Below are 17,527 nucleotides of genomic sequence, written 5' to 3'. Positions count from 1 at the left end.
CCTTTCGGGATCGCTTCCGAAAAAATGCCCTATAATGGAATCCGCGATGATAGAGGAATCTTGTTATGGATGGCCGCTCCAATCACCTATACGAATCTGACTATTACCAATGGGTGCAGCAGCAGAAAAAATTGCTGGAAAACCGTCAGTTTGATCGGCTTGACCTGTATAATCTCATTGAGGAAGTTGAGAGTATGGGTAAGAGTGAGCCAAGGTCGCTGGAGTCTCATCTGGTGGTTTTGCTGCAGCACCTACTGAAATATCAGTATCAGACTTATATCCTGAATCCTCAGATGCCCGAGCCCAAAGTGTTTAGATCATGGTTTGGGAGTATCCGCAATGCCAGGGATGATGCTGGCAAAGTATTGCTTGCCAACCCGTCGCTGAGGCCAAGGTTGGATGGATTATTTGTCTCGGCATACAAAGAAGGCAAGAAGCGGGCAATACGAGAGATGAATGACTATCTTCCGAAACATAAGTGGCTGACTGATGATAGTTATCCGGAGTGCTGCCCCTGGTTGTTTGAAGAGATCATGACAGAAGATTGGCTGCCTTGAGTTGATCTCTGTATTTATCTAACAAAAAACGGGAGTGAAAGCTCCCGTTTTTTGTTGTCAGCATGACTCAGGATGCGCTAGGCTCAGCCTCACATGCAGGCAGGAAGTCAGGCTAACAAAGACAATGCCATTGAGAAATATTTATCTGGTAGGCCCTATGGGGGCCGGTAAAAGTACGATCGGGCGGATGTTGGCCAAAGAACTGGGGCTGCCATTTTTCGATTCAGATCATGAGGTTGAGGCACGCAGTGGTGCTGAAATTCCCTGGATTTTTGATGTTGAGGGCGAAGAGGGCTTTCGGCAGCGTGAAATACAGGTAATACGGGATCTCTGTTCCAGACAGGGTATTGTTCTTGCCACAGGTGGTGGAGCTGTGACCAGACTGGAAAATCGCCAGCAGCTGGGTACCAGTGGAGTGGTTGTCTTTCTCAAGGCATCAGTAGCAGCGCAATTGATCAGAACCGAGAAAGACAAGAAAAGGCCTCTGTTGCAAAGGCCTGATCGAGAGCAAGTGCTGACTCAACTGTTGAGTGACAGAGCGCCGCTCTATTCCAGTATTGCCGATATCGAGCTGGATACAGAGTTGCTATCACCCAAAGCACTGATCAGTGAAATCATCCGAACCGTTGGCAAGTTGCCATAAGCCAGGAAGAAGCCTTCGGATCATTTAATTGATGGAAGGTTTTTTAGAAAAAGAGAGAGACGTTTGATGGAAGAGTCGAACATCCTTGAACTGAATGTGGATCTGGGTGAGAGAAGTTATCCCATTTTTATCGGTTCAGGCCTATATGCGGGTGCTGCCAGACCTGAGTTGCTCCAGCCCTATATCAAAGGACAGCAAGTAGCTGTTGTCACTAACGAAACCATTGCTCCCCTCTATCTGGATAGGGTGCGCAATCTGCTAGATGGCTTTGACCTGACAGAAGTCATTCTTCCTGATGGAGAAGCGTTCAAGAACCTTGCTACCCTTGAGAGAGTGTTTGATGGCTTGATTGAAGCTCGTCATACCCGCAAAACCACATTGATCGCTCTGGGTGGCGGTGTGGTGGGTGATATCACAGGTTTTGCTGCCGCCGCCTACCAGCGCGGTGTTGATTTTATTCAGATTCCAACCACTCTGCTGTCCCAGGTAGATTCTTCTGTTGGCGGGAAAACCGGTGTCAATCATTCTTTGGGCAAAAATATGATTGGCGCTTTCCATCAACCCAATGTTGTCCTGATTGATACTGACTCTTTGAATACACTTCCAGAGCGTGAGTTTTCTGCTGGCGTTGCCGAAGTGATCAAGTACGGTCTGATCTGTGATGACTCCTTCTATCAGTGGCTGCAGGCAAATATTGAACGAATCATGGCAAGGGATCGGGAGGCGCTGACTTACGCGATCCACCGTTCGTGTTCTGACAAAGCACAGGTAGTGGCAGAGGATGAAAAAGAGTCCGGGCTCAGAGCTATTTTAAATCTGGGTCATACCTTTGGTCATGCCATTGAAACACATACTGGCTATGGCGAATGGTTGCATGGGGAGGCCGTTGCTGTCGGTATGGTGATGGCTGCTGAGCTCTCTTGCCGACTGGGTCGGATTGCCAGAGCAGAAGTACAGGAGGTTGTGGCTATTCTCAAGGCAGCAAATCTGCCTGTAGAGCCTCCTGAGGGTATGTCACCCGATCGCTTTGTTGAACTGATGTCCGTCGATAAGAAAGTGCTGGATGGAAAATTGAGGCTGGTGCTTTTAGAGCAGATTGGTAAAGCCATTGTGACAGAACAGTTTGACCGGGGTGTGCTTGATAAGATGCTGAGTGAGGTGTGCAGGATATAGAGCTTATTGCTTATTGTTCTTTTTATGTATTTGTGATTCAGGGGTTGGCTGTGTAAAATGGTTGGCCCCTTGTCTTTTGTGGCGAGGTTAAACGTCTGCAACTTCGACCTATTTTTCATGAAGTAGTAGTTAAGGGTATACTCTTTTTTGAATTAAAATCCATAAAAATGAATTAATATTCTTTGTGTGTGGTTACCCCCCCCCGCAGCAAAGCCGTTCTGGCTCGAGCCAGGAATGCAGCCAGCATCACAGTATGAAGACCGCAGGGGGTGGGAGAGCTGCATTTTTATAGAATAAAGCGCCTTGGCAAAACGAGAACAATGATCGTCTGGAAGCCTGGTCGGTAACAGAACATTCCGGCTTCCAGAGTGACAGAAGTTTCAAGGTATATAATAACTTACGATGAGAGAGTGCTTATGAAAGCAGGTCTGTATAATCCCGGGGAGTTCAGGGATAACTGTGGTTTCGGGCTTATAGCACACATGGAAGGAGAGAAAAGTCATAATCTCCTGACAACCGCGATAGAAGCGCTTACCTGCATGACGCACCGGGGTGGTATTGCCGCAGATGGAAAAACAGGCGATGGTTGTGGTTTATTAATTCAGACGCCTGACACCTTTTTCCGCACTGTTGTTAAAGAGCAACTGGGTAAAGATCTTCCAGCCAGCTACGCTGTGGGGATGCTATTCCTGAGCCAGGATGAAGCGGTAGCTGATCATGCCAGAAAAACACTTGAAGCCGAGCTGGAAAAGAAAAAACTGGTAGTGATTGGATGGCGAAAAGTACCCGTCAATAGTGACTGTCTCGGCCCTATTGCCTTAGATCAGCTACCCGTTATTGAACAGGTGTTTGTAGGGTATCAGGGTGAGTTGGAAGAAGAAGAGTTTTCAGCCCGCCTTTATATGGCACGGCGCTTCACCAACATGGCACTTGAGCAGGATCAAGACTTTTATATCTGCTCCCTGTCGACTCAGGTAGTGACCTACAAAGGTCTGATGATGCCCGTAGATCTGGCTAACTTTTATCAGGATCTGGGTGATCCCAGGTTCGAAACTGCGATCTGCGTATTCCATCAGCGCTTCTCTACGAATACCATGCCTCGCTGGAAGCTGGCCCAGCCTTTCCGTCTACTGGCTCATAATGGTGAAATTAACACCATCACCGGTAACAGAAACTGGTCACAGGCTCGTCGAAACAAATTCAAATCAGAGTTGCTGCCTGACCTGGATCAGATCTATCCCCTGGTCAACCGAACCGGATCCGATTCGTCAAGCCTCGACAACATGCTTGAAATTCTGGTAACCGGCGGCGTTGACCTTTATCGGGCTATCCGAATGCTGGTTCCACCTGCCTGGCAGAATGTTGATACCATGGATCCTGGCCTCAGGGCTTTTTATGAATACAACTCCATGCACATGGAACCCTGGGATGGTCCTGCAGGTCTGGTTATTACCGACGGCCGTCGTGCGGTTTGTGCACTGGATCGTAATGGTTTGCGTCCTTCTCGCTGGGTCATTACGAAAAACGGGTTTCTGACCGTTGCTTCTGAAGTGGGGGTTTACGATTACCAGCCTGAAGATGTTGTGGCAAAAGGTCGTGTTGGTCCGGGTGAAGTTTTGGCCATTGATGTTGAGTCAGGTGAATTGCATCAGGCCCACGATATCGATGAGCAGCTGAAGACTCGACAGCCCTACAAAAAGTGGTTGAAGCAAAACTCTTATCGTATCCGTTCCCGTTTCAGGGATGAAGATCACAAGATCGAGCACCTGGATTCAGAGCTGCTGAAGGTTCATCAGAAGATGTTCTCGGTCAGCTTTGAAGAGCGTGATCAGGTGATTCGTCCCCTGGCTGAGAGTGGGCAGGAAGCTGTAGGCTCAATGGGTGACGATACACCAATGGCGGTTTTGTCAGGTCGTGTGCGTTCTGTGTATGACTTTTTCAGGCAGCAGTTTGCCCAGGTTACCAACCCACCTATCGATCCTTTGCGTGAAGCAATAGTGATGTCCCTGGAAACCTGCCTGGGACGTGAGAAAAATATATTCGAAGAGACGCCAGAGCATGCGAGCCGTGTGGTACTCAAATCGCCAGTGCTGTCGACAACCAAATTCCTGAATCTGATCAATGCTCATCATCAGCATGATGATCTTGATGTGCTTTACATCGACATCAATTACAAGCCTGAAGAAGGCTTAAGGTCCGCCATTGAGCGTATTTGTGATGAGGCAGAGCAGGCTGTGAGAGACGGCAAGGCTCTGATTCATCTGAGTGATCGTAATATCAGTGATAACAAGCTGCCGGTGCATGCAGCCATGGCTACCGGTGCTGTTCATCACAGACTGATTGATACGGGCCTGCGTTCCGATGCCAATATTCTGGTAGAAACGGCAACAGCCAGAGATTCTCATCAGTTTGCGGTACTGCTGGGCTTTGGTGCTACGGCGATTTATCCCTATTTGTCCTATGAAATTATTCATGACCAGATTCGCACCGGGGAGATTCTCGCAGACCCACTGGATGCCTACAAAGCTTACCGCAAGGGTATCGATAAAGGTCTTTTGAAGATTCTTTCCAAGATGGGAATCTCCACCATTGCTTCCTATCGTGCTGCGCAGCTGTTCGAAGCCATTGGTCTGTCTTCTGAAGTGGTTGACCTCTGTTTCAAAGGGGTTCAGAGCCGTATTGAAGGCGCCGGCTTTGAAGCTATTCAGCAAGATCAACAGTTGCTCTCAGGGACTGCCTGGAAGAAGAGAAAGCCCATTCAGCAAGGTGGTCTGCTTAAATACGTGCATGACAGTGAGTATCACGCATTCAATCCTGATGTCGTTCAGCAACTTCAAAAAGCCGTCTCTACGGGTGATTATGAAGAGTTTCGTCGTTACTCCAAACTGGTCAACGAAAGACCGGTTGCCACCCTGCGTGATCTGATGGGCCTCAAAACTGCCGATCAGGCTCTGGCTATCGATGAAGTTGAACCAGCTGCAGACATTCTCAAGCGATTCGACTCCGCTGCTATGAGTCTTGGTGCTCTGTCTCCGGAAGCCCATGAAGCCCTGGCTGAAGCGATGAACCGTCTGGGTGGTCGTTCCAACTCGGGAGAAGGGGGTGAGGATGAAGCGCGCTTTGGCACTAACCGGGTTTCCAAAATAAAGCAGATTGCTTCTGGTCGTTTTGGTGTAACGCCCCATTATCTGGTTAATGCGGATGTCTTGCAGATTAAAGTGGCGCAGGGAGCCAAGCCGGGTGAAGGGGGGCAGCTGCCGGGTGGCAAGGTGAACAAACTGATTGCCAGACTGCGTTATTCAGTACCCGGTGTGACACTGATTTCACCTCCACCGCACCATGATATTTATTCGATTGAAGATCTGGCTCAGCTGATCTTTGACTTGAAGCAGGTGAACCCGGATGCGCTGGTCTCCGTAAAACTTGTATCAGAGCCAGGTGTTGGTACCATCGCTGCCGGTGTTGCCAAGGCTTATGCTGACCTGATTACCATCTCGGGCTACGACGGTGGTACTGCTGCTAGTCCGCTGACGTCTATCAGGTATGCCGGTTCTCCCTGGGAACTGGGTCTGACAGAGGCTCATCAGGCACTTAGAGCAAACGATTTGCGTGGAAAGGTCCGTCTTCAGACAGATGGTGGTATCAAAACAGGTCTGGATGTGGTTAAAGCGGCCATTCTGGGTGCTGAAAGTTATGGTTTTGGTACAACGCCCATGGTTGCAATGGGTTGTAAGTACCTGAGAATCTGCCATCTGAATAACTGTGCAACCGGTGTTGCAACCCAGGACCAGCATCTCAGGGAAAATCACTTCATCGGTACAGTTGAGATGATCATGAACTTCTTCACTTTTGTGGCTGAAGAAGTGCGTGAATGGCTGTCAGTGCTGGGTGCTAAAAGCCTTGAAGATGTTATTGGTCGTACAGAGTTGCTGGAGCTGCTTCCCGGTGACACTGACAAGCAAAAAGGCCTCGATCTGACGCCGATTGTCCGCAACGATCTGATTCCTGAAGATAAGCCCCATACCTGTCAGGTTGAACGTAACCCTTCTTTCGACAAGGGTGAGCTGGCAGAGGTTATGGTTGAAGCCTGTCTGCCAGCCATCGAAAGTGGTGAAGGAGGTGAGTTTGAGTTCACGGTGAGCAACTGTGACCGCTCAATTGGTGCAAGATTGTCGGGTGAGATTGCCAAACGTCATGGTAATCAGGGTATGGCAGACAGTCCGGTCAAGCTGAATCTGATAGGTACCGCTGGACAGAGCTTTGGAGTCTGGAATGCCGGTGGCCTGGATATGCGTCTGGAAGGAGATGCCAACGACTATGTGGGTAAAGGGATGACAGGCGGTAACCTGATTATCCGTCCGCCCCGGGGAAGTGCTTTCAATTCTAATGAAACCTCTATCATTGGTAACACTTCTCTTTATGGTGCCACCGGTGGTCGCCTGCTGGCCGCCGGCCGTGCCGGTGAACGTCTTGCTGTGCGGAACTCTGGTGCTACCGCTATTGTCGAAGGTGCCGGGGATCACTGTTGTGAGTACATGACAGGTGGTCTGGTCGTTGTATTGGGCGAAACAGGTCATAACTTTGGCGCCGGTATGACTGGTGGCTTTGCCTACGTATTGGATCTGAAGCGCAACTTTGTTGATCGCTACAATCACGAACTGGTGGATATTCACCGAATTGATACCGAATCCATGGAAGATTATCAGTCTCATCTGATGGGTCTTCTGGATGAATATGTAAAAGAGACAGGCAGTGAATGGGGGCGTGAACTTCAGGAGGAGTTTTACGACTATCGGGGTCGTTTCTGGCTGGTGAAGCCAAAGGCGGCCAGTTTGGACTCATTGCTGGCGAGTACACGCGGGCGTCCTGAGTAGGGCACCTGCAACCGCTTGCAAGGAAAGTCTTTAGAACAGCCGTGTGCGTTGCAGCCCTAAGCCAGCAGCCCTGAGCTAATAATAGGCTGCAGCAGTGGCAGCGCCACGAGCGTTATAAAAACAATCAGCGAATGAGGTCAAATCCATGTCACAATTTAACAATCGACTTAACAATCATTTTCAATTTGTCGAAGTAGGCAGAGAAGATCCGGAAAAAAAGGCTCTTCAGGTTCGCAAGAATGACTTTGTAGAGATCTATGAGTCCTACAGTGAAAAACAGGCCAAGCAGCAATCTCACCGCTGCCTTTCCTGTGGTAACCCTTATTGTGAATGGAAGTGCCCTGTACACAACTATATTCCGGATTGGCTGAAGCTGGTTTCAGAAGGTAACTTGTTTGAAGCCGCTGAGCTTTCCCATCAGACCAACAGTTTGCCGGAAGTCTGTGGTCGTGTATGTCCCCAGGATCGACTCTGTGAGGGCGCCTGTACCCTGAATGACGGATTCGGTGCTGTAACTATTGGCGCAACTGAAAAATATATTACCGATACAGCGCTGGCTCTGGGCTGGCGCCCGGATATGTCCAAAGTGGTGTGGACCGATAAAAAAGTGGCCGTGATCGGTGCCGGTCCTGCGGGTCTGGGTTGTGCAGACGTGCTGGTCAGAAATGGTGTAAAACCTGTTGTATTTGATAAGAACCCGGAAATTGGTGGCTTGCTGACGTTTGGTATTCCTGAATTCAAGCTTGAGAAATCAGTGATGTCACGTCGTCGTGAAGTGTTTACCGAAATGGGCGTCGAATTCAGACTGAATACTGAAATCGGTAAAGATGTCCTGATGGACGATCTGATGGCAGAGTACGATGCCGTATTTATGGGTATGGGTACCTACACTTACATGAAGGGTGGGTTTCCGGGCGAAGATCTTCCCGGTGTTCATGATGCTCTGCCTTTCCTCATTTCCAGCGTGAATCGTAATCTGGGCTTTGAAAAGAAAGCATCTGATTTCATAGGCATGAAAGGAAAACGTGTTGTGGTTCTCGGTGGTGGTGACACTGCGATGGACTGTAACCGTAGTTCCATCCGTCAGGGCGCTGAGTCAGTCACATGTGCTTACCGTCGTGACGAGGAGAATATGCCCGGCTCCCGTCGTGAAGTGGCCAATGCCAGGCAGGAAGGTGTCAAGTTCCTGTTTAATCGTCAGCCCGTTGAAATTGTCGGCAATGGAAAGGTAGAAGGTGTCAAGGTCATCACCACCAAACTGGGTGAGCCTGACGAGCAGGGACGTCGTCGGCCTGAGCCGGTTCCGGGCAGTGAGGAAATACTGGCAGCCGATGCGGTACTGATTGCTTTTGGATTCCGTCCAAGTCCTGCTGACTGGTTTGAGTCCCACTCTATCAAGTTGAACGAGTGGGGAGGTGTTGTAGCGCCAGAGCAGTCCAGCTACAAGTTCCAGACTTCCAATCCTAAAATTTTTGCAGGTGGAGATATGGTCCGCGGCTCTGACCTGGTGGTTACCGCGATCTGGGAAGGCCGTCAGGCGGCTGAAGGGATCATGGACTATCTCGATGTCTGAGCTTGAAGAAAGCTTATCGGGATAGATGCTCCTGAGCGGCGGAAGATTGTCAATAAGGGGGGGAATGAGTATTCTCCCCCTTTTATTTTGTAACATCGCAGTTTCTTTTGGCCGGGCGAGGTTTTTAAATGTCTGTCCCGGCCTTCTTTAAAATTTACTGCACTGTCCCTGAATTCTGGAAACCCCATGACCGAGCTGAAAAATGACCGCTTTCTAAGGGCTCTGCTGAGAGAGCCTGTTGATGTCACCCCTGTATGGATGATGCGTCAGGCTGGACGTTATTTGCCCGAATATCGGGAGCTTAGAAGCAGGGCGGGTGATTTTATGTCGCTTTGTATGAATCCTGAAATGGCTTGCGAGGTGACCCTTCAGCCATTGGAGCGTTTTGACCTGGATGCAGCTATCCTGTTTTCGGATATCCTCACCATCCCGGATGCAATGGGTCTGGGATTGTATTTTGAGAAGGGCGAAGGCCCAAGATTTAAAAAAACCGTCCGTAAAGCGGCTGATGTTGAAGCTCTGTCTGTTACTGATCCTGAAAAGGATCTGGGTTATGTCATGGATGCAGTACGAACCATCCGCTCGGAGCTGAATGGACGTGTACCTCTGATTGGTTTTTCCGGCAGCCCATGGACACTGGCTACCTACATGGTTGAAGGGGGAACCAGTAAAGACTTTCGTCGTATCAAAGCGATGATGTTTGATCAGCCTCAGGTATTGTCTCAATTGTTAGATGTTCTGGCTGATTCTGTGACAAGCTATCTGAACGCTCAGATTAAGGCGGGAGCTCAGGCTGTTCAAATCTTTGATACCTGGGGAGGAGCACTCTCACCAGAGTGCTACAAGGTATTTTCTCTAAAGTACATGGAAAAGATTGTTTCAGGTTTGATCAGAGAACATGAGGGTAGGAAGGTGCCCGTCATTCTGTTTACCAAAAATGGTGGTCAGTGGCTTGAATCTATGGCTGCAACGGGCACTGATGCTCTGGGTCTGGATTGGACGACAGATATTTCTGGTGCACGTCGTCGTGTAGGGGATAAAGTCGCGCTACAGGGCAATATGGATCCATCGGTTCTCTATGCATCACCAGAGCGTATAAGAGAAGAGGTGGCTAAAATTCTTGGAGATTTCGGTCCGGGTGAAGGTCATGTATTCAATCTGGGTCACGGCATTCATCAGTTTGTCGAGCCTGATAGAGCCAAAGTCTTTGTCGATGCGGTTCATGAATTATCAGCTCGATACCACCTACAATAACTGGTTGCATTCTAGGAGCCTTATATGGTCCGCCCCGTTTTGCAAGAGCCTGTTTTGTTAATTAGCAAACAAAGATAACTGCAATCATATATACGGCCTATTCATGAGGTCTAACCCTCTGGCCCTGATGGGTATCCGCGCAACCTGGCCTTATCAGTCCGACGGCCTCAAGGGTCAAGGCTCCTATCAGGTTTCAGGTTGCCGGTTTTTACCTGTTTGCCATCAACTGTACATGCTCATCGCAATCTGCGGGGGGGTCCCCTTTGATTAAGCTTATGCTTTACTTTGCCGCTGCCGCCTTTACTTCATTATGCAGCCTTGTAAACTTCATTTCGGGTCATGATGACCCAGACAATCCGAGCCATTTTATTAGCCAGACCAACGGCGGCAACGTTGTGATTGCTGCGCTCATTAAGTTGGCTAACCCATTTTTTACAGCGGTCATCCTTATTTTTGAGGCAGTGGAGTACCGAACGTGCGCCGTGTATCAATAATGTGCGCAGGTATTTATCACCCCGTTTACTGATGCCCAGCAGGACTGACTTACCGCCTGTGGAATGCTGTCTTGGAACTAATCCCATCCATGCGGCAAGGTGTCGACCAGATTTAAAATACGTCGCATCACCAATGGCTGCCTTCAATGCTGTGGCAGTGATGGCTCCGATACCCGGCATAGTCATCATTCGACGACATTCGTCGTCGTTTTTTGCTAGCTCCTGAATTTTCTGGTCATACTGTTGAATACGCTTGTCAAGACTGGCCAACTCTTCTGATAAACCATGTAGCAGCTCACGAGTCAGCGAATGGAGTCCATTTTCAGCATCTTCCAGAATTCGTGGAAGCTGTGCACGAACTTTACCAATACCCTGGGCAACTACAATACCTTCTTCCAATAGTGACCCCCGGATCTGGTTAACCAGGGCAGTTCTCTGATCAACCGCTTGTTGACGATAGCGGTGCAGAAGTTGCCAGGCCTGCTGCTCTGATGTTTTAACAGGTACAAAACGCATGCTGGGCCGTGAAGCTGCTTCTGCAATCGCTTCAGCATCGTTGTAGTCATTTTTGTTGGTCTTGACATAAGGCTTGACAAATTGAGGTGAAATCAGCTTGACAGTATGCTCATAGTTCTTGAATAACCGAGCCAAATAGTGAGCACCACCACAAGCTTCCATAGCGATAATGCATGGCTCCAGATTTGCCACGTACTCTAGAAGGTTCTTCCTGGACGACTTCTTTCTGATGACTTTGCTACCCTGCTCATCAACACCAAACAGGTGAAAGTTGTTCTTGCCAATATCGATACCAAGTACTGAAATAGTCATGGGTGGTTCGCTCCGGTTAATCCTGTTTAAATGGTTAACTCCATTTTGGCTCATTTGAAGCCGTTTAGGAGGGGCGGACCATCCCATTAGACCGAGAATAGACTGCCCTACTGCGGCGGCAGCAAATTGGTCTGAAAATCCGCTTTTGTTCGTCAAATAGCTCGCTATTCTCCTCACAAAACCGAATTTTCATCCTCAATTTTCTGCCGTCCTCGCTACGGGCGCTATTCTCGGTCAGGCTCCTAGGAGCCTGACCGAGAATGGCGTAACTAGATCCCCAGAGGCTCTCTAAAATTTCAGGATGAGCAAAAAACATCCAATTTTTGGTGTAATTTTGCTCATTTTTGCAAATTTAGGCCTTTTCACAGCCTTTATACCGCTTTTTTAACCCCTTTTAAATTCTCAAGACGGATTGATCCCGTTGAAGCGGCCTTCACAAATTTTTTGAAATTGTGTGCCGTGCATACCAGTGAGAACTCTGCTTCTACCTTCTCTTTACCACGAAGGCTAAAACTCCTGAACCCTGAGTTTTTTATATGACCAAACGGTGGCTCTGCAATGACCTTACGACGCTCATAGATTGCTTTCGCACTGGCTGTCTCCATTTTCTTGTTCATACGTTGCCGCGCGGGCTCAAACTTGTCTGTGCGGATGACCCTGCCAGCATCCTTTTTTGAGCCACTGCATTGTGAACGGTAAACACACTTCCTGCATGCGTCCTTGTTCGCCCGGTAACTCTGCCTCTTGGCCTTGCTGTCTGGGTTAGTTATCAGCTTCTCCCCAGCCGGACAGATAAACACATCCATTTCTGCATCGTAGTCAAAATCTGCTTTGACAAACTTACGCTCAGAGTCCTTAAGCTGGGTATCTGCTGGCTTCTCTTTTCTGTCGGTGGCTATGTAGCCATCTATTTCATGCTTATCCAGCACATGCAGGTTTGGCCCTGAGAAATAACCATTATCCATGCTCACCTTATCCACAACAGCACCATCGGTTGTCTCAGACAGTGCTTCCAAAGCAGGCTCTGCCTCCTGAACATCATTGGCTTGCTGGCTGATGTGCTGGCCGACGATGATCTGATTATCAGCATCTACGGTGATTTGAGCATTGTAGCTGTACTCACAGTAACTTTTCTTGCTCATGATCCGGGCATCATGGTCTGCAAAGCTTATCTGCCTTTTGTCGTCAATAGGCTCATCAGGGTTCAGGGCTTTTTCGCGTTCTTCAAGGGCTTCTTTGGCCGCTTTGATTTTTTTCAGACGCTCCTCTTTAAACTGGAGGTCTTCAGGAATGCTGTAGCCGTTGCTTGCTTTGTAGGCGTCGTCTTCTTCCTGGTCGCACTGACTGGCTTTTTTGATCAGCTCATCCACTTCTGCACTGAGTTCTGCCTCTTTAGCCTTGAGCCTTCCGTAGGTCATGGCCTTGTGCTTTGAGCTGTTGGCTTTGAACTTGGAGCCATCCAGGCTGATATGGCCCAGTGATGCCATTTTGAGCTCCATGGCCAGTTTGACGGACTGTTTGAAGCAGTCATGAAAAAACGACAGATTTTCCTTACGAAAATCTCCCAGAACCCTGAAATTTGGGCAGTTCATTTGTGAGATATACATGAACGCCAGATCTTGTCGACACCGTCGCTCAATCTGACGGGAGCTGAAAACACCATGGCTATAGGCGTAGATCAGAATAGCGACAATGAGCTTTGGAGGGTAAGCGTGCTGACCAAGGTGGTGATATTTTTTTTCAACCTCAGACGTATCGATGTTCTGAAAAATGCTTTCATAAACGAAACAATCATGGTCTTTGGGAAGCAGGTCGAAAATGTTGGTTGGGAACAGCAGATGCTGGTCAAACTCAACAGGGCTGTCCTTGAATTTTGGTGGTGGTGACATCTGGCATCATCGGAGTTGGTTTAAGGCTTATCATAACAGATAAGCCTATTCTCGGTCAGGCTCCTAGGAGCTTGTCCGAGAATAGCGCCCGTAGCGAGGACGACAGAAAATTGAGGATGAAAATTCGGTTTTGTGAGGAGAATAGCGAGCTATTTGACGAACAAAAGCGGATTTTCAGACCAATTTGCTGCCGCCGCACGACTGCATGGATGCAGGAGCTAGAGCAACGCAGGAGCAGTTGCCGCGTAGGGCAGTCTATTCTCGGACTAATGGGATGGTCCGCCCCTCCTAAACGGCTTCAAATGAGCCAAAATGGAGTTAACCATTTAAACAGGATTAACCGGAGCGAACCACCCATGACTATTTCAGTACTTGGTATCGATATTGGCAAGAACAACTTTCACCTGTTTGGTGTTGATGAGCAGGGTAGCAAAGTCATCAGAAAGAAGTCGTCCAGGAAGAACCTTCTAGAGTACGTGGCAAATCTGGAGCCATGCATTATCGCTATGGAAGCTTGTGGTGGTGCTCACTATTTGGCTCGGTTATTCAAGAACTATGAGCATACTGTCAAGCTGATTTCACCTCAATTTGTCAAGCCTTATGTCAAGACCAACAAAAATGACTACAACGATGCTGAAGCGATTGCAGAAGCAGCTTCACGGCCCAGCATGCGTTTTGTACCTGTTAAAACGTCAGAGCAGCAGGCCTGGCAACTTCTGCACCGCTATCGTCAACAAGCGGTTGATCAGAGAACTGCCCTGGTTAACCAGATCCGGGGGTCACTATTGGAAGAAGGTATTGTAGTTGCCCAGGGTATTGGTAAAGTTCGTGCACAGCTTCCACGAATTCTGGAAGATGCTGAAAATGGACTCCATTCGCTGACTCGTGAGCTGCTACATGGTTTATCAGAAGAGTTGGCCAGTCTTGACAAGCGTATTCAACAGTATGACCAGAAAATTCAGGAGCTAGCAAAAAACGACGACGAATGTCGTCGAATGATGACTATGCCGGGTATCGGAGCCATCACTGCCACAGCATTGAAGGCAGCCATTGGTGATGCGACGTATTTTAAATCTGGTCGACACCTTGCCGCATGGATGGGATTAGTTCCAAGACAGCATTCCACAGGCGGTAAGTCAGTCCTGCTGGGCATCAGTAAACGGGGTGATAAATACCTGCGCACATTATTGATACACGGCGCACGTTCGGTACTCCACTGCCTCAAAAATAAGGATGACCGCTGTAAAAAATGGGTTAGCCAACTTAATGAGCGCAGCAATCACAACGTTGCCGCCGTTGGTCTGGCTAATAAAATGGCTCGGATTGTCTGGGTCATCATGACCCGAAATGAAGTTTACAAGGCTGCATAATGAAGTAAAGGCGGCAGCGGCAAAGTAAAGCATAAGCTTAATCAAAGGGGACCCCCCCGCAGATTGCGATGAGCATGTACAGTTGATGGCAAACAGGTAAAAACCGGCAACCTGAAACCTGATAGGAGCCTTGACCCTTGAGGCCGTCGGACTGATAAGGCCAGGTTGCGCGGATACCCATCAGGGCCAGAGGGTTAGACCTCATGAATAGGCCGTATATATGATTGCAGTTATCTTTGTTTGCTAATTAACAAAACAGGCTCTTGCAAAACGGGGCGGACCATATAAGGCTCCTAGGTCTGATGTTATCTGACATCAGGCTGTTTTATTCTCATCTTGACGGAGTTCTTTCTCCCAATACTTGTGATAGTGTCTTCTGGAGTGTTTTGTATTCAGCCGGTTTGGTCAGGAATCTACTGATTCCCAGTCGCTCTGCACGCTGTTTTCCGGGTGGGTTTGTGGCGCCCGTGAGCATGATGATTCCCGGGATTTCTATCTGACTTTCTTCCTGAAGCCTCTCTAACATCTGGATGCCATTCATACCAGGCATATGGTGGTCAAGGATGATCACGTCGAAGTCTCTTCCCAAATAGGCTTCGTTGCGTATCATTGCCAGTGCTTCCCGACCGTCTTCAGCATCCAGAGTATTGATACCCATCAGGGCACATTGTTGGGCCAGAACCTGTCTACAGGTTTTATTGTCATCAACAATGAGTGCTTTGACATTTTTGTCATAGAAAAGTGGTTGTTCATCCCGATGAATGACATCTGTTGTTTGTTCCTTATGTGGAATGGCAAACCAGATGTGCGTGCTGCCTTGGTTCATGATGCCGAAGTGTCCCGACAAGGCCTCAATTAATTGGATGGTAATGTAAAGTTGCATGCTAATGTCGGCCTGTCGTTTCGCTTCAGAGTAGCTCAGTTCATTGGTGTTCTCTGGCAGGTTCAGGACTTGTTGTCCCTGACTGTACCTGATCTGATAAAGAATGTAGCCGTCTTTACTCTGTTGTTGGCTTTTCGGCTCTGAGCCAGGTAGCTGAGAGGTCTGATTGACAGAAATCATGACTTCACTGTTTTTAATATGGCGGAAGATATGAATCAGGGTACTTTCCAAAATGAGTGATAACTGACGTGTATCTGTTTCACTGATATCCGGGACATCAGGGTGTACAAAGCTGATCAGCTCAGTATTTAGTTGTTCTGCCCGTAAACGGAATTTAAAGAGGCAGTCGTTCAGAAATTCATTGATATCGTAGGGTTTAATATCAGGGCTGGCTTCGTTTTGCTCAAGTTTCCATGCTTCAGAAAGCAGGTTAATCAGGTTGCTGAGCTCATTGCCTGCATATCTCAGGGTTTCAACATAGTTTTCCTGTTTGGGGGTCAGCTGTGTACTCTGGAGTAGTTCAGACATTCCCAGTACGCCATTCAGAGGTGTTCTCAGTTCATGACCCATTGCGTTGAAAAGATCATTATCTTTTGCCATCTGGGATTTGGGTGCCGGGCTGAGTGATGGATTCTTTGAAAGTCCTGATTCAGTTCGCAAATGCCTCTGGCTGGCAAAATAAAAGCTGAAGGCAAGAATGTTTATCGAGGTCGCTTGAAGCAGTATCCAGGTGGCAGCTATGGGGTTGTGATTGGTAACGCCCAGGATAGCTAGAGAGGTCACCAGGTGGATAATCGCATAAGGGGTGGAAAGCCAGGCAGGAATCTTCAGTGCACCGGGTACTCTGATGAACAGACTGCAATACCAGAAGACCTGAGTCGTCAGCAGGTTGATCATCAGGCTGTGTTCCAGAGATGCAAAGGTACCCGTTAAAGCAAGAATCAGTAATGATGCCGAGATGATAGAAAGTATGTTAAAGCAGTAGATAAGGTTGACATTGTTTCCCGTCAAGCTGATGCGAGCTATCTGACTGATCAGAATGGTTCCAACGATCAGTGAGGCGTTCATCATCAGGTTCTGCAGCCAACCTGCTCCGAACTCGCTGATATTGAACAATCCCTGCCAGCTTATCAAAAACATTGAGCCCATCAAGCCGAAGCCAGCCAAGAAGATATAGGCCTTCTTGTGATAATTAAACCAGTTAATGGCATTCATAATCATTGTGGCGATAAATAGGGCTAGCAGCCAGCCAGTTTGCCAGTGTACAAATGCCTGATCACTGAGAAATGCTCTGGGAGACTTTAGATAGGCAAGTAAGCTGCCTGCGGCGGCTGCGGGTATTTCAATAAACACATCCAGTTTCTTATCTGCATAGGGCGTCAGATTATAGAGATAAATATTACTGTTTGGCTGTCGTTTATTTGGAAGTTGCTTGTAATACTTTGGGCCTGAAATATAGACATTAAGTGATACGCCGGGTGGCGGCCGAAGCCAGAGAATGGGCACAGGCTTAACGTTGACGTCCTCAGGCAGTGATATCTTGATCCAGGCCGTGCCTTTTTGGCTGGTGAAGTAGAGACTTTCTTTCTGCCAGGGAGCAAAACGAAACAGGTAATTCAGATCATTGATTTGATTCAGCTCAAGGGAGCTTTCCGGATCAATGAAAATGCTTGAGAATGGCTCGAGATTGATAGAAACCTTACCAGGCAGCTGATCAGTGACCTTTTCAGCACTGAATACTTGTGCACCAAAGGCAGCCAGAAACAGCAGTAAGACTACATTAATCCAGAATCCAACCCTGATGGAGAGTCGTGACACTGACTCTTCACCTGAGGGTGGATGGGGGGCAATGGATAACAGGCGGTTGAATACAACTCTCATAATATTTATTGAAAATTCCATTTTTCCATTGTTGCTGAGTATACCCTAAGCTGCCCTGCGAAAAAGTGAAATTGTTGCAATTTTATATAACTTTACTTTGAAAGTTAT

The 17,527-nt window shown here is 48.2% G+C and carries 10 protein-coding genes; 7 read left to right on the top strand and 3 right to left on the bottom strand.

Going from position 1 to position 17,527, the window contains the following annotated elements; all coding sequences use genetic code 11:
- Positions 1–65 precede the first annotated feature (65 nt).
- From ACOMHB_RS20375 to hemE, 6 genes are all read left to right on the top strand, one after another.
- Entirely contained in the window at positions 66–557 is a 492-nt protein-coding gene (locus ACOMHB_RS20375) for a DUF29 domain-containing protein (RefSeq protein ID WP_448217994.1), read from the top strand.
- 124 nt (positions 558–681) lie between these two features.
- A complete protein-coding gene (gene aroK / locus ACOMHB_RS20370; RefSeq protein ID WP_422134899.1) occupies positions 682–1,200 on the top strand; it encodes a shikimate kinase AroK in 519 nt (172 codons plus the stop codon).
- 81 nt (positions 1,201–1,281) lie between these two features.
- On the top strand, positions 1,282–2,373 hold the full coding sequence (gene aroB / locus ACOMHB_RS20365) for a 3-dehydroquinate synthase (protein ID WP_448218658.1): 1,092 nt from the start codon (positions 1,282–1,284) through the stop codon (positions 2,371–2,373).
- Positions 2,374–2,789: 416 nt separating this feature from the next.
- Positions 2,790–7,247, top strand: a complete 4,458-nt coding sequence (gene gltB, locus ACOMHB_RS20360) for a glutamate synthase large subunit (RefSeq protein ID WP_448217993.1) — start codon at positions 2,790–2,792, stop codon at positions 7,245–7,247.
- A gap of 145 nt (positions 7,248–7,392) precedes the next feature.
- Positions 7,393–8,820: an FAD-dependent oxidoreductase gene (locus tag ACOMHB_RS20355; RefSeq protein WP_422134896.1), complete on the top strand. Its 1,428-nt coding sequence runs from the start codon at positions 7,393–7,395 to the stop codon at positions 8,818–8,820.
- A gap of 186 nt (positions 8,821–9,006) precedes the next feature.
- Positions 9,007–10,074, top strand: a complete 1,068-nt coding sequence (gene hemE, locus ACOMHB_RS20350; RefSeq protein WP_448217992.1) for a uroporphyrinogen decarboxylase — start codon at positions 9,007–9,009, stop codon at positions 10,072–10,074.
- 308 nt (positions 10,075–10,382) lie between these two features.
- Here hemE and ACOMHB_RS20345 read toward each other — a convergent pair whose 3' ends face one another.
- Both ACOMHB_RS20345 and ACOMHB_RS20340 read right to left on the bottom strand, forming a co-directional pair.
- Complete coding sequence (locus ACOMHB_RS20345; RefSeq protein ID WP_448215063.1) at positions 10,383–11,396, bottom strand: IS110 family RNA-guided transposase; 1,014 nt, start codon at positions 11,394–11,396, stop codon at positions 10,383–10,385.
- 371 nt (positions 11,397–11,767) lie between these two features.
- Positions 11,768–13,285 (bottom strand): IS1182 family transposase, encoded by a 1,518-nt coding sequence (locus ACOMHB_RS20340; protein WP_448217991.1) that lies wholly within the window; start codon positions 13,283–13,285, stop codon positions 11,768–11,770.
- 356 nt (positions 13,286–13,641) lie between these two features.
- Between ACOMHB_RS20340 and ACOMHB_RS20335 the strand changes: the two genes are divergently transcribed.
- Positions 13,642–14,655 carry an IS110 family RNA-guided transposase gene (locus ACOMHB_RS20335; RefSeq protein ID WP_448215063.1) on the top strand — a complete coding sequence of 338 codons (1,014 nt, stop codon included), beginning with the start codon at positions 13,642–13,644 and terminating at the stop codon, positions 14,653–14,655.
- 331 nt (positions 14,656–14,986) lie between these two features.
- On the opposite strand, the gene ACOMHB_RS20330 is transcribed toward ACOMHB_RS20335, so the two are convergent.
- Entirely contained in the window at positions 14,987–17,440 is a 2,454-nt protein-coding gene (locus ACOMHB_RS20330; protein ID WP_448217990.1) for a response regulator, read from the bottom strand.
- Between the last annotated feature and the right edge of the window lie 87 nt (positions 17,441–17,527).

The organism is Endozoicomonas sp. 2B-B (assembly GCF_053470045.1).
This window is presented reverse-complemented; position numbering and strand designations above follow the sequence as displayed.